The organism is Mycobacterium lepromatosis (assembly GCF_000975265.2).
Taxonomy (GTDB): Bacteria; Actinomycetota; Actinomycetes; order Mycobacteriales; family Mycobacteriaceae; genus Mycobacterium; species Mycobacterium lepromatosis.
The window spans coordinates 2,985,827-2,999,410 of record NZ_CP083405.1; the positions used below are offsets into that span (position 1 = coordinate 2,985,827).

Annotated in this window: 14 protein-coding genes and 1 pseudogene; 7 read left to right on the forward strand and 8 right to left on the reverse strand. The window is 56.3% G+C overall.

The window, feature by feature from the left end; genetic code table 11:
• The first annotated feature begins 17 nt into the window (after positions 1–17).
• On the forward strand, positions 18–932 hold the full coding sequence (gene pstA, locus MLPF_RS14105; RefSeq protein WP_045843593.1) for a phosphate ABC transporter permease PstA: 915 nt from the start codon (positions 18–20) through the stop codon (positions 930–932).
• A 13-nt stretch (positions 933–945) separates the two neighbouring features.
• On the opposite strand, the gene MLPF_RS14110 is transcribed toward pstA, so the two are convergent.
• The 4 genes and pseudogenes from MLPF_RS14110 to MLPF_RS14125 form a co-directional block, all read right to left on the reverse strand.
• The gene (locus tag MLPF_RS14110; protein ID WP_162196963.1) at positions 946–1,083 is read right to left on the reverse strand and encodes a hypothetical protein; all 138 of its coding nucleotides are present in this window, start codon (positions 1,081–1,083) and stop codon (positions 946–948) included.
• Between the two features lie 23 nt (positions 1,084–1,106).
• Positions 1,107–1,963, reverse strand: a pseudogene (ku, locus tag MLPF_RS14115) (non-homologous end joining protein Ku).
• Between the two features lie 38 nt (positions 1,964–2,001).
• Positions 2,002–2,355 (reverse strand): hypothetical protein, encoded by a 354-nt coding sequence (locus tag MLPF_RS14120; RefSeq protein ID WP_236685139.1) that lies wholly within the window; start codon positions 2,353–2,355, stop codon positions 2,002–2,004.
• Between the two features lie 48 nt (positions 2,356–2,403).
• Positions 2,404–2,661: a carbohydrate kinase family protein gene (locus MLPF_RS14125; protein WP_052696468.1), complete on the reverse strand. Its 258-nt coding sequence runs from the start codon at positions 2,659–2,661 to the stop codon at positions 2,404–2,406.
• Positions 2,662–3,648: 987 nt separating this feature from the next.
• On the opposite strand from MLPF_RS14125, the gene MLPF_RS18120 reads away from it, so the two are divergent.
• The 6 genes from MLPF_RS18120 to MLPF_RS14145 all read left to right on the forward strand — a co-directional run bounded on the left by MLPF_RS18120 (position 3,649) and on the right by MLPF_RS14145 (position 8,654).
• Positions 3,649–3,768, forward strand: a complete 120-nt coding sequence (locus MLPF_RS18120) for a hypothetical protein (protein ID WP_427901956.1) — start codon at positions 3,649–3,651, stop codon at positions 3,766–3,768.
• Between the two features lie 368 nt (positions 3,769–4,136).
• Positions 4,137–4,283 carry a hypothetical protein gene (locus MLPF_RS14130; RefSeq protein WP_156147220.1) on the forward strand — a complete coding sequence of 49 codons (147 nt, stop codon included), beginning with the start codon at positions 4,137–4,139 and terminating at the stop codon, positions 4,281–4,283.
• A gap of 309 nt (positions 4,284–4,592) precedes the next feature.
• Complete coding sequence (locus MLPF_RS18125; RefSeq protein ID WP_420329633.1) at positions 4,593–4,988, forward strand: ATP dependent DNA ligase; 396 nt, start codon at positions 4,593–4,595, stop codon at positions 4,986–4,988.
• A gap of 1,017 nt (positions 4,989–6,005) precedes the next feature.
• Complete coding sequence (locus MLPF_RS18130) at positions 6,006–6,158, forward strand: hypothetical protein (protein ID WP_427901943.1); 153 nt, start codon at positions 6,006–6,008, stop codon at positions 6,156–6,158.
• Positions 6,159–6,186: 28 nt separating this feature from the next.
• Entirely contained in the window at positions 6,187–6,660 is a 474-nt protein-coding gene (locus tag MLPF_RS18135) for an MBL fold metallo-hydrolase (RefSeq protein WP_427901944.1), read from the forward strand.
• A gap of 794 nt (positions 6,661–7,454) precedes the next feature.
• Positions 7,455–8,654 carry a cytochrome P450 gene (locus MLPF_RS14145; protein ID WP_236685137.1) on the forward strand — a complete coding sequence of 400 codons (1,200 nt, stop codon included), beginning with the start codon at positions 7,455–7,457 and terminating at the stop codon, positions 8,652–8,654.
• Positions 8,655–8,851: 197 nt separating this feature from the next.
• Here MLPF_RS14145 and MLPF_RS14150 read toward each other — a convergent pair whose 3' ends face one another.
• The 4 genes from MLPF_RS14150 to bacA all read right to left on the reverse strand — a co-directional run bounded on the left by MLPF_RS14150 (position 8,852) and on the right by bacA (position 13,570).
• On the reverse strand, positions 8,852–9,187 hold the full coding sequence (locus MLPF_RS14150; protein ID WP_237817196.1) for a hypothetical protein: 336 nt from the start codon (positions 9,185–9,187) through the stop codon (positions 8,852–8,854).
• Positions 9,188–9,792: 605 nt separating this feature from the next.
• Positions 9,793–9,954 carry a hypothetical protein gene (locus tag MLPF_RS14155; protein WP_193386758.1) on the reverse strand — a complete coding sequence of 54 codons (162 nt, stop codon included), beginning with the start codon at positions 9,952–9,954 and terminating at the stop codon, positions 9,793–9,795.
• A 1,219-nt stretch (positions 9,955–11,173) separates the two neighbouring features.
• Complete coding sequence (locus MLPF_RS14160; RefSeq protein ID WP_156147023.1) at positions 11,174–11,317, reverse strand: hypothetical protein; 144 nt, start codon at positions 11,315–11,317, stop codon at positions 11,174–11,176.
• Positions 11,318–11,653: 336 nt separating this feature from the next.
• Entirely contained in the window at positions 11,654–13,570 is a 1,917-nt protein-coding gene (gene bacA / locus MLPF_RS14165; RefSeq protein WP_045843587.1) for a vitamin B12 ABC transporter pemease/ATP-binding protein BacA, read from the reverse strand.
• Positions 13,571–13,584: the final 14 nt, after the last annotated feature.

Consider the following 13,584-nt stretch of genomic DNA (forward strand, 5'->3'; position numbering starts at 1 on the left):
GCTGCGATGAGCCCTCGATGAATTTTGATGCCCTCGACCGTCCGGTCAAAGCGGTGGTGTTGCGCCCTATCAGCGTGCGACGGCGGATCAAAAACAATGTTGCAACAATGTTTTTCTTTACCTCGTTTCTCATCGCGCTGGTTCCGCTAGTCTGGTTGTTGTTGGTCGTGGTCACGCGAGGCTTCTACGCTGTAAATCGGTTTGCCTGGTGGACCCATTCGCTGCGCGGTGTGATGCCAGAAGAGTTTGCCGGTGGGGTGTACCACGCCCTGTATGGGTCGCTAGTGCAGGCTGTGGTGGCCGCCATCATTGCCGTGCCGCTGGGATCGATGACCGCGGTATATCTGGTAGAGTATGGTTCTGGCCGGTTCGTACGGGTGACCACGTTCATGGTTGACGTGCTCGCCGGGGTGCCCTCGATCGTGGCGGCGTTGTTTATCTTTAGCCTGTGGATCGCCACCCTGGGATTCCAACAGTCTGCCTTCGCTGTGTCGTTGGCGTTGGTTTTGCTGATGTTGCCAGTGGTGGTGCGGTCTAGCGAGGAAATACTGAGGTTGGTTCCTGACGAACTGCGAGAAGCCGGCTACGCGTTGGGTGTTCCTAAATGGAAGACAATTGTTCGCATTGTCTTTCCAATCGCGATACCGGGCATCATCTCCGGTGTCTTGTTGTCCATTGCGCGCGTCATTGGCGAAACCGCGCCGGTGCTTGTCCTGGTTGGGTACAGCCGTTCCATCAACTTTGACATTTTTGACGGCAACATGGCCTCATTGCCGCTGCTGATCTACATCGAACTCACCAATCCCGAATGCGCGGGTTTTCTGCGGGTTTGGGGCGCGGCACTGACTCTGATCATTGTGGTAGCCGGGATCAATCTCTTTGGCGCGGCGTTCCGCTTCCTGGCTACTCGACGGCGCAGCGGGTGCCGGTGACGCCGGGCGTGTGTTAGGTCCTGGTCGTCTCGCTCGGCAACCGTGCTGCTGCGATCCCGAACGCCACCATATAAGCGAAGTCCTTGCCGGTGATCAGGGTGATTTCGCCGTAATCATGGGATGGGACACGATACGCCTCTGGGTAGACCACTCCGCCGTATCAGCCTCAAGATTTCAGGAATTCAGAGCTGTAGGTTGGAATCTGGACGCCACTTTCAAGTCGGTCTTCTTGGCAGCAGTCTTCTTTGCCAGGGACTTCCAGTCACCGGAGCACGCCTTTACTCTGGCCTCCAGTTTTGTGAGAAGGTCAGTCACCTCTTCGGTCTCGTCAAACTTTGTCGGCTGTTCCTCAGCGGTAAATGCTTATTCACATTCAAGTTCTGCGTCGACTAGTTCCTGCATCTGTTCCTGGTAGGTGTCGCGGTAGCAGTCCGGGCTGAACTCGTGGACTATCGATTCCACTACCTGCCTTACCATCTTGAGCTCTGCGAGTTTGATACCAATCTTACTTCCTAGCACAGGTAAGTTGGGGTAGCGGATTTAATCTGGCCACAACAAGGTGTGTAGCACTATAGCCTCGCGCTTGACGAAGTACCCTGACGCGCAGCGTCCCCAGTCTGGTCTTGTTACTCAGAGCGAAATGCACGATCGCCATCTGGTCGTTTTCGGTAAGTTTCTTCGCTAGCAGCACATGCGATTTAGACGGCCTCGAATCCTGCTCTAAGAAGTAGTGGCGGTCGAACACCATGAGGCGACGTTGCGGACCGGGACGAACTCCAGGACATCGATCTCGCTGCTGTGCTTTTCGAGCAGCGTGGCAATATCGTCACTGTGGTCACTACCAATTGGCCGTTGTCGGATTCGTGAGCCTGGGAAAATTATCGCATTCGACTACTTAGCCACATACCTCGCACACTCGTTTGTATCGGATCCGCCCATTGTCTTTGGTGTGCACCTAATGGAACTTGATACCGTGGTCCTGGGTTAGGGCTGTACGCCCGGAGCTGGATGTTCACCTGCCCGAAAGCAATCGAACCCTATCAAGATAGAGCGCATAAAATCAGTATGTTCACACTCTAGGTCGCGCAACAGCACGCCAGGCAGCAAAATACGGATAGTGCATTTGTCGGCTGGTAATCCGCATCTCTGCTATAGAGTTACTGATGGGTAAAAACGTACTGGGGTATAGGGTGCTTTGGGTATCCATAGCCGCTCGGTCGGGTAGATCGGGGCGATATTCAGCGTCGACGACAGGTCCGCTGCGTCCAGCCGCGGACGACAGCGTGTCGAGCCGGATTCGCTGAAGATTGGCCCATCGATCGGCGCCTAATAAGCCATATCCCCATAACTCGTCGAGCAGTCTAACCATGAACACATCACTGGCGCCGACGGTGTCCACGATCTGGACGTGCCTGGCGTCCACCCGGGCCTGTCGGCCGCGCATAACACCAGCGCGCCTTATTCGCCATGGTCACCGCAACGATCGCCGGTCCAGATGCCAGCCAGGTTCGGGTGGTTCACTCCAGTGCGTGGTTGGGATCGATCCAGCTAGGTTCTCGCAGCTGACCTTGATGATGTCGCTGCGCTCGACGAGATGTTTGATGCGCTCGCGGTCCAGATCCTGGTCCACGATTAGCGACGGATGGACAGTGGATTCGAAGCTGACTGTGGCGACACTCGGTAGGCATCTGAGCAGAGTCGTGACCGCCAAGCAACCCGGTTCGCGCACGGCGGCGGTAGATGCCGGTGTGTACAAACAACGGTAGGGCGGGACAAGAGGTGTCCCGGCGAGAAGGCTCCCATGCCAGGTTGAACGTGTAGGTGGCCGACCTGTAATCGGCCAATTGTGGCCACTGCGGTTGGTGTCTTGGTGGCGCCGTACTGGCGACAGCATGTCAGCGTGACCCACCGGTCGGGAAACCACCACCTATCCGATTAATCGACGGTCCCACCGCGCTAGCTTGGATGGCACAGCAGGCCACGCCGGAGATATTAAGTGCCGCAGTGGCGGTTTGTCGGAGATCCTGGCAGGCTACAACCTGGCCTGGTAAACCGATTGGTGTTCGACCTGGACTCGGTGACGGTATGACAATAGCTCAGCTGGCCGAAAGAGCTCGCACGGTCTGGGTCTGATCGTCGATATCGAGCTGACCACTTTCCCGCTAAACAGCGACAGCAAAGGGGTTGAACCGCATACACACCGCTTGATGATCCGGAGAGTAGTCGAGGGCCGTGTTGTTAGCCAAATGCATTGCTCAGCAATTGGAAAACCCCGTTCCTACTCTGGTGACGTTGATCATGACGCGAAGGTGCCGGGCGAAGAAGGTTTTTGTGGACTGGAGCCAAGCAGCGGCTCGAAAACCACCGTTGCTCCGTACTCACTGTGCAACTAAGAGCCCCGATGGTCGTGGCGTTACGCAGCTGGAAATAATTCGACGATCCCGCACTATGACAGCTGCACTACGACGAGGTACTTGGTCGGGTCGCTCCTTACGTTGGCCTGCTGGCGCGGCTGGACACCGCGGAGCCCCGAGCTCCCAGCCCGGATCGGCTGACGAAATACCGTAGCATGTGTGACACATCGAAGATTTCCGATTCGGTACCTTCAACGAAACCAGTGAAACCGAGAACTTATCAAGGAAATACGTTTGTCATCCAGTAGCACCACGACCGCCGGTTGTACTACGACTTCCGGCTGGAACGAGATGGCGTACTGGTGTTGTGGGGCGGTGTTGAACAGTCGTCCAGACACCGCGTCAGTGAACCCCTGGCGGTACACACTGAGGATCATCCGTTGGACTACGCCATGTTCGAGGGTGAGATCACCGAAAGGTGAATGTGGCGCTGACCAGATGATCCTCTGGGACTCGGGAACCTACGACACCGAGAAGTTCCGCCATTTCCCTGAAAAGGGTTAGGTCATAGTAACCTTGCACGGCAGTCGGATCATCAGGATCTATGGACTGATGCAAAATAACGGCCATCAGTGGCTGACGCACAGGAGGATGAAGGACGAAAAGTCTTCGCGTTCGAAGAGATCGTCCCTCGTACTCGCAGCGCGGCTTGGTGGTGGTGGTCCTGAAGGCAGGCTAGCGGGCTTGTCCAAGACAATGGGAAGGATACCGACTCCTGATCGAGGCTGACCACGGATCGATACGGTTGTTTTTCCAGCAACGGATGTGACGCTACCGAAGAATATTCCCATTGTGTTCACTGGCAGCCGATCTCACAGAGCACCATGTGGTGCTAGACGGTGAAGTTGTTGCTCTCAACAAGTCCGATGTGCTCATCTTCAACGCGATGCAGAGCCGCAACTGCGCCACCAGCATCGGGTTTTGGATGTTCGACTAGCTCTAGCTAGACGGCAGTTTGTTGCTGCGAGTGTACTATCTTTACCAGCGTAAACTGGTGAAAAACTTTGCTAATGCAAGCAGTTTCATTTTACTTGAGTTTCTTCCCGGAGACGGCGCCGAAATGCTCGATTACTCCCGCCAGTAAGGTTGGGAGGGCTTGGTTGCCAAGCGGCGTGACTCCGGCTGTGAGCAAGGTCGGTGCTCTGCGTCGTGGGTTAAAGACAAACACTGGAAAACCCAGGAAGTCGTCAGCGGTGGCTGGTGCGCCGGGGAAAGCGGACGTAGCCGTGGCATCGGTGAACTGCTCATGGGTATCCCTACTGTCGGTGGGCTGCATTTTGCCGAGTGGAGTGGTGCCGGCTTCGCTGAATGTACCCTCGCCCACCTCAAGTGGATTATACCACTCCTGCGCAGCGACCAATCTCCGTTTGGTGACTTGGTTCCCACACGTGACGCTAGAGGCGTGACGTTTGTCAAGCCGGTTTTGGTCGGCGAAGTGCGCTATAGCGAATGGACCGTGGATAACGGTTTGCACCAAACGAGCTGGTGTGGGCTGCGGCCGGACAAAAACCAAGTGAGGTGCTGCGGGAATGCAATGGGTAACGTATCAGGGCGACAGCGAACCCATTGGCGTGCTCGCTGGGGGGATGTGATCTACGTGATGTCGCCGAACGCGACACTAGTTAATCTGGTAAGGATGTAGCGTTGACGGGCTGCGAACAGCTGGCGAAGATGTGGTAGCGTTAGCCATTGGGTGGTAGCATAACGCGCCGACGTTTGGTTGATGACCCCGATCTCGCCCCCTTGATCCGTTACTCGTTGTTTTTATAACATTATACGCAATTGCCTAGCTAGGCTCGGCGTCTGATGGGTGTTTAGCGATACCTGGTACTGGTATCTTGGGTTTTATTTCGTTTGTCCATCAACTATTTAGTATAATGCGGCAGCGCGTCGACGTCTACCGGAAGTGCTTGGCAGGGCTTCGAATTTGGAAATTTCTGCGGTCATCGGATCCAGCGGTAAAGACTTCAGTGACCTGACTGCCGATGAAACTGAACATGCCATCGTGGGCTACACCCATCTTTAATAAATAATTGGGCCGCACGCGACTTGCAACAGATGGAGAATCGCCTAGGGATCGGGCAGGGCAAAGCCCAGCATAGTCCACACTGAGCCCCTGCCTGGCTACGTCCGATGATCGCGGGCTGTACCGCCGCGACGGCAAGCTCGACTATGGGATCTGCGCTCTGGTCGACAACACCGTGATCAGATCGGGTTTGACCACCCAGATGGACTGGGACCCTCGGCGAAGTCATCCCCTACTTCTCACGTGGGGTGGAGCTGCGTCTTGGTGAGGTTATTGGCTTCGGCGTGGTACCCACCTGCACATTCGTCGAACACTTGAGTCTGACGGCGCGGGAATCGTTCCCGGGATGACTGCACGATGGTGACGTCGTCACCTTCCAGATGCAAGGGCTGGGTTAGATCCGCCAGACCGTCCGGGTTAGCCTTTTACCACATCCGTTAGAGGCAATGCCACGGTCGCTTCCGATCGTCGGGTCAACCGAACTCTGCCACGGATACTCTAACACCACATCCATGGGCTGAACGAGGTCGCCAACTTGAGCATAGGCGTGGACGCTGTAGGACAGGGGGTATAGCTGGAGCAATACTGGGCTGATAACCGTTACGGTGCGTTACTGCTTGTCGATACTCTGTGTTGACCTGCGGGATGCTCACCGTGATGGAGTCCATCATCTTGTTCGCGCCCTTCGCTCATGCGTTGATCAACCACTCCAACGGTGCCCACATGCACGGCAATTACCTGCTGGACCGATTGGTGCGAATCATTCGCCGCCAAGGGCACTGCTGACGAGACCGCACACGGCGGGGCGCTCGAGATGCTAGCCATGATGCAAACTGGCAATCTTGGCTTGATTGCAACGTCGTACACGCGAGACTGTTTCGAGCACTTAGGTTTCAGCGGAATCAAGTTCTGCAACGCAGATCAGACGTTCGACTATAACCTCATCGTTCTCATTGTTGGAGTCGGCTACCGGCAGGTCAATCTGCTGAACCTGGAGTCAGCCTATGCCGATGTGGACTCCGTGGCGTACGTGACTGCCATTGGCGTGTTACTCGCCTGGGATCTGCTATTCATCGGGTGCACCCAGATTGTGTGGGCCGGGCCGACTGCCAACCAGGTCACCGCGTGCGCTAACCAATGTATAGCATTTGATGCGTCGACGGTGGTACCTAGCCACTGTCCAGTCAACGATTCGGATGGGGATAAGGGGGCGCGTCGGAGCTATAATTGTTTTTACGTCTCCGAACAAGCCGAAGCCTCTATATTGCAAGGGTTTGTCGTCGGTTGAGTCTTCTGAGACCATCGATCTGGGCGAGTACGTGATCTGGCTGGACGCTGAACGGGTGGTCGTCAATGTTTATCGTTTATCCGCGTTACCATGAACTCGACCCTGCTACCCAGCAGTTACAATATAGCGGCACTGCTGGCGATGTGGACCGCATGGTTGGTTAAACGCTGCTCTTGATCGCGAAAGTGCAACTGCAAAGCGGTTAAAACGCGTATGGCTTGCACGAAGCTGATGGTGTTGACCGGGTCCTGTCGGTCAGTGGTTTGAAGTTCGGACAGGCTCGCAGCTGTAAAGAGGTTAGGTGAGTTTGGACTGTGCTGCCGTCCGTCCATACGCTTGCAGTCATGTGGCCATGTTTGTCTGTTCATCCGGGTAGATCAAGCCAGCGATGTCCATGTCGAGTCCGTGTCACTGCCCGCCCTTGATAGTGGTCTGGGTTTTGCTGTTGTGCGGTCCCTATGATCGTGCTGCAGTCGGCGGCTAACCAGCTGGTCACGGCGCTAAGCGTGCGTAAGGGTTGGTTCCGACCATACATTCTATGGCGCAATCGCAGTATACGTGCAGAGCAACACCGTTGAACAGGGCTCTAGAATCTGTCTCAAACACTGACGGCTTGGCTCGTAGCGATAAATACGCGTTCACCGTGCTCGGCGGTGTTCGGCTAGCCACCCTCAATCTCAATGATGCGGACGTGCGCCCCAACTCGTACATCCGTGTACGTGTATACATCCATTGAGTGCCTGAGTCATAATCGACCGATGGGACATAACCCGCCATCGCTTGTTGAGGCACAAATGCTGTTGCTGAGATTGATTGATCCGGGCACCCGGGCGGATCCGTTTCCGGTGTATCGCGCGTTAATTGACTACGGGCCTATGCAGCTACCAGGTATGCCGTTGACAGTATTCTCGTCGTTTTCTGATTGCGATGAGGCACTGCGCCATCCGTTGTCGGCCAGCGACCGGCTCAAGGCAACATTAGCGCAACAGGCCATTGCTGCTGGTGCAGAACCGCGACCGTTCTATGCCTCGTCGTTTATGTTTCTCGATCCGCCAGATCATACCCGGTTACGTAGGCTTGTCAGCAAGGCGTTCGCCCCGAAGGTCGTTCAGGCGCTGGAAGGCGATATTGTGACATTGGTGGATTCCCTTCTGGATAAGGGGGCCGCGGCTGGCCAGTTTGACGTCATTGCTGACCTAGCCTTTCCACTAGCAGTGGCTGTGATTTGTCGGCTGCTGGGGGTGCCGTACGAAGATGCGCCGGAGTTTGGTCGTGTCTCAGCACTATTGGTGCAGTCAGTCGACCCGTTCATTACCATTACCGGTGAACCGCCGGAGGCCACTGAGGAACGGCTGCGGGCCGGTGTGTGGTTGCGGGATTACTTGGAGAAGTTAGTTAAGTGCCGACGCGGCACACCCGGTGAGGATCTGATCTCCAGGCTGATTGAGTTGGACGAGTCGGGTGATCAGCTGACCGAGGAAGAAATCATCGCAACGTGCGGTCTGTTGCTCGTTGCTGGTCATGAGACCACGGTGAATCTGATTGCCAATGCGGTTCTGGCGCTGTTACGCAACCCGTCGCAGTGGAAAGCGTTAAGTAACAACCCGCAGCGCGCGCCGCTGGTGGTTGAGGAGACGCTTCGCTATGACCCAGCAATCCATCTAATCGGTCGGGTCGCTGCTAAGGACATGACGATCGGTCAGACGACTTTAACCAAGGGTGACACAATGGTATTGTTGCTTGCCGCCGCCAATCGCGATCCAGCGGTCTATTCACGCCCCGATGAATTTGACCCTGACCGCCCCAGCTCCCGACATTTGGCATTTGCCGTCGGCTCACATTTTTGCTTGGGAGCGGCGTTGGCTCGGTTGGAAGCGACCGTCACATTATCTGCAATCAGTGCGCGTTTCCCACAGGTACAGCTGGCCGGTGAATTGGTCTATAAGCCTAACGTGGCAATGCGCGGAATGTCGGCACTGCCCGTGCAGGTCTGATACGCCGGCTCGTGTTGTGTGTTGGTGATTGTTGTAGCGTGTGATTGTGTGGGGGGGGTGTCTGTGGTTTTGGTTTCGGTGAACGGTGTGGTGTGTTTGTTGTAGCTATTGCTGTAGGTGGGGATTGCGGTTTCGAGGTTGTTGACATCGGTGAACGTGTTGTGGCCGGTGGTGGTGAAAAAGATTTCGGTTATATCTCAGCCGTGAGCAGCTTGTCGGTGTAAAGTGCAGTCTGGCTTGCTGGTTATTGTCTGGCCAGGTCCGGCTGCTGGGGGTTTGTGGGTGGCGTAGTTGTCGCAGATGACGCGCAACTGGATGTGTGGGTGTGTTTTGGTGGCGAGTTTGAAGGTAGTAGCCCAATCCGGCTTGGGTGCGATCCAGCTGCTTGGATCTGGGGCTTCATTGTTGACGTTGAGCACAACCACCGCCGCGGGTTGAGTGAGCCTGGGCGTGGTGCCGCGGATACTTTCGATCCGTTTCCCAGACTGCTTGCCGACCCTGGTGCACGCGTCTTTGCCCACCAGGCTCTCCACGGTTATTGCTGTTAGGAGGTGGGACGCTGGTCCAAGGGATGAGGATCGTGGTGCTTCGGTAGTGGTACCGGTCTGGTACCGCGGCCGGGTTCAACCGGGTGCTCTCTTTTGCCTCAATCGGTTTTCACCGTTCTTCGGAGGTGGTGAACCGACGATGAATGTCTTTCCACCTCCAGCGATACCGTGCTCGAAACCATCGAATGACCCGTTACCACGCGAAGTGGCACCGGCGGCTAAGGGTGTGTTTGCAGGCCATGGACCGGACGTAGTTGGTCCACCTGCGCAGGATCTGGTTTGATCGTGTGCCAGCACACCACCGGATTGCGCTGTGATTTCCTGTTCGTCAGGGCACGGATCTTGGCTTGCACACACCGTTGTGTCCGGTCGGCGATAGAAGTCTAGACATGCCACTTGGTCGTTCTGTTCTTGCGTTTTCACCCGGTGTGTCAGCTGCGAAAGTCCACACCGTTACCGAGATGCATGATCTGTGTCTTTGCAGCCGACAACTGCAGACCCAAAGACGTAAGCACCGAGTCGATTTCATTTGCAGGGCTTCAGCGTGTTTGATTGTGTTGTCCTCGGCAGGCCTTTGGATGAGCCACCGACTACACAGGTAAGCAGTTGACATCGAGCCGCCCGGCTTCCATGGCCCGCATCAGATGTTCATCGAGCGCAGACAAGGCGATGTTGGTCAGCAACGACGACAAGATATCGCCCTGAGCCGTTTCGGTGTGAGTGTTCTCGTGCTCACCAGACTTGGTGAGCACACCAGCCTGAAAAACGTCTTCACCAGGACCAGTACGTGTTTATCCTTGACTTGCAATCACATTCCGCTCCAGCAAGAGCGGAATGTGAGCTGAAGTCACGGCGCACCTCGATGTCTGGCAATACAGCACCCATCGATAGCCTTGAGTGCTGTATTGGTCAAGCTCGGCGATCGCGTCCTGAGATCGCCGCTTGGGGTGGAACCCAGGGGGACTGGCGCGAAATCGGTCTCGAAGACAGGACCCAGCACCAGCTTCAACGTATCCTGAACGATTCGATCCGCGATAGCCGATGTACCGAGCTTTCACAGTTTCCCAACCTCCGGATTCGGGAATCTTACGTTTCCGCACCAGCAGCGGTCGCAACGAACCGTCCTTCAACCAGTCCGCAGGTGGTCAAAACCCGCTACCCCGACGATTTCTTCGCCGTGGGCGACGGTCTAGTCCCCACGCCAGCAGTTATTCGCCCCCATGGTCGCCTGTGACCGGGTCAAACACCACCAACAACGTCGCGGGATCACACACGAGATTGAACAGGTCATCGAACTTGCCAGCCACGATCGACCGCAGCCCCACGATGAAGTTTGACTGTATCTACGATACCCGTCACCAAGGCCCCAACCGGGCCGGTTGATCAAGAGCGCCGACAATCACCGGCGTGTCGTCGACAGTACAGCATCTTTTCCTTCCTCCAACCCGCTGCCATCCTTTCTCCACGCGCACGGGCCTTTCCCCGGCTCAAAGTACTACGGTGACCCCGCCTCTGACCCGATCGACCGACGATGAACCCAACCCGATCAAGCGTGTTGGCCGCACAGCACCCAGGCAGGACCTAGGACGGTTCCCACCCTCCCCGGCGTCACCCAGGCCAGGCTGCTACCGCTTCACCGTTCTTGCTGCGACAGGACCGGCGGCGAAGATCTCTCACCTTCACGTTCAATCATCAAGGCTGCGTAGCGCACATAGATCCAGGTAGAGCCCGACCACATCACACAGTCTGGCCTCCCGCCCGGGAACTTGACAGTCTCCACACGATGCGGCTGGATGCCCCTATTTACGCCAAATCCACGCGACCGAGGCGAATGCGATCCCCAGCCGATCAGCCATCAACCGCGCCGCCCAATGCGTCACACCCAGATAAACGAGCGATTCACCCGTACCCACCAACATCTCTTACAAGCACCGAAGCACATCCCGTCCCCGGCGTGCCCGAACCAGGATATCAGTATTTAGCCACCCCACCGGACACCACCAACCCAATCCACGCCCGCGTCACTTGCCCCACCAGCACACACGACGCCCTCGTCAACCACTCCAGCCGACCCCGATCACCAACGCGCAACTCCAAGGCGGCAACCACATACACCACCCACTTACCTCAACCAACCAAACGTACCCACCCAATAACACACACCACTAAAGCGCCCGAATTGTCTACCGTGTGCGAGAAATGGTTTAAGGTGAAAATAACAAACGATCAACGCGACCGACTATGCCCTAACCTGTCGGACGTGGCTTGCATGTCTGCACACCCACGAACGAATTACCCGCGGTTTCCACTAGTCGGCGAGAAAAGAACACGGTCATCACGCGCGCTACATGGACACTTCAGCCCGTCGATTTGAGCTCGGGCATAAGTGATACCGGTACCCGTTAATTTCTGCAGCGTGCTGCCTGTTAGTGTCCGTTAGCGCCGCGCCAGCTAGACATGCAGCGGCTTCTTTTCCACCGGGCCCAGTCGCCACTGGCCGTCGCCAAGCAGTTCCAGCTGTCGTTCGTGGAGCAGCTCGACTGCGCGCCGATGACTAACACTGACGACGATGCAGTCTGGCAGTTCGATTCGCAGCATCTGGTAGAGCGCGAATTCCAGCCCTTCGTCAAGCGCGGACGTACTTTCGTCGAGGAATATCGCCTTTGGTTTGGTGAGCAAGATACGGGCAAAGGCAATGCGTTGCTGCTCGCCAGGGGATAGTACCTTGGCCCAGTCCTGTTCTTCGTCTAGCCGGTCACACAGCGGGTTGAGGGCTACCTTCGTCAGCGTGTTCCGCACGGTGTCTTCAGGGATGTCGGCGGACGAATTTGGGTAACACACAACGCCGCGTAGGTTGCCCAGCGGCACATAGGGCAACTGCGATAAGAACATCGTTTCGTTCTTGCCGCCGGGTCGGCTTAGGGTCCCGGAAGCATATGGCCACAATTCGGCCAGGCTGCGCAGCATTGTAGTCTTGCCGACCCCGGAGCACCCTGTTATTACCAGTGAGTCACCGCAGTTAAGTTGCAGGTCGAGCGAGTAAATCAACTGGTCGCCTGCCGGCGTGCGCACCTCGACAGCGGCAACATGAACCGTACCATCGTCCGTCGATTTAGCTGTTACGTGGGGCAACTCTCGGCTGCGAGCATTTGCAACGACGAGCCCGTGCAACCGGATGATTGCGGCCCGGAAAGCCGCAAATGCGGCGTAATTGTTGCGAAAGAACGATAACGATTCGTGAATATTGCCGAATGCGGTCGCGGTTTGACCGACGTCCCCCAAGTTAATTTTCCCGGCGAACAGCCGCGGTGCCTGAAGAATCCACGGCAGCGGAACGATGATCTGGCTGACCGAGGTGTTCCAACCTAGGAACCCTATAGTGCGGCTGACGTATTTGCGGTAATTATCGATGATCGGTGTGAAGCGCCGCTCCAATTGCTTCTGTTCAGCCTCCTCACCGCGATAGAACGCAACGGCCTCGGCGGCGTCGCGCAACCGTACTAACGCATAACGGAAGGCAGCGTTGAGCTTTTCGTTGGCAAAGTTCAGTCCGATTAACGGGCGGCCGATCCGGAACGTCATGATCGTTGCTAACAGCACATAGACAATGACGATCCAGAACATGGCGCGCGGTATTTCGAACTCAAACACGTCGAGCCGGCCGGAAAGGTTCCACAAGATCGCGGTGAACGAAATCATCGATATCACCGATTCGACAGCCCCAAACAACAGTGTGCTACCCGTTCCGTTGGAGGGAACGTTGGGGGTGCCGCCGCCTCCGGCGGTGAAGATATCGATGTCTTGCTGGATACGTTGGTCGGGGTTGTCGATCGTATTCTCGATGAATTGTTCCCGGTAATAGGCGCACTGGTCTAGCCAGTCAGTTGTGAGGTGGTCGGTAAGCCACACTCGCCAGGCGATGATGAACCGCTGGGTCAGGTAAATGTCGGCCATCACGCGGGTGATGAATATGACTGCCAAAATGGAGAAGATCCCGAGCGACATCCAAAAGCCATGCATTCCTGACTGTTTAACCAGGTCGTTCTGTGCGCCGGCGCCTTCGAAGGCTGCTTGCAGCGCGTTATACAAGTCTTTGCTTTGGTAGCTGAACAAAACGTTCAACCGCACGTTGGTGACGACCGAGAGTAGCAGCACAGCCAGCATCAGCCACACCCCGACCGACTGCGGTCCGGTGAAGTAGCCGCGGGTAATCCGCCAGTATTGGCGACCCCAGCGGGTGGTGAAGCTGAGCACTACCAAGACAAAGACGCAAATGGCACTGATCGCCCATGCCTTGGCGATCCACCACAACGAGTCTGGCAGTGCGTGGCCCCAGTTGACAGATGGATGGAATGGTCTTAACTCCACGTTGATGTCTCCTC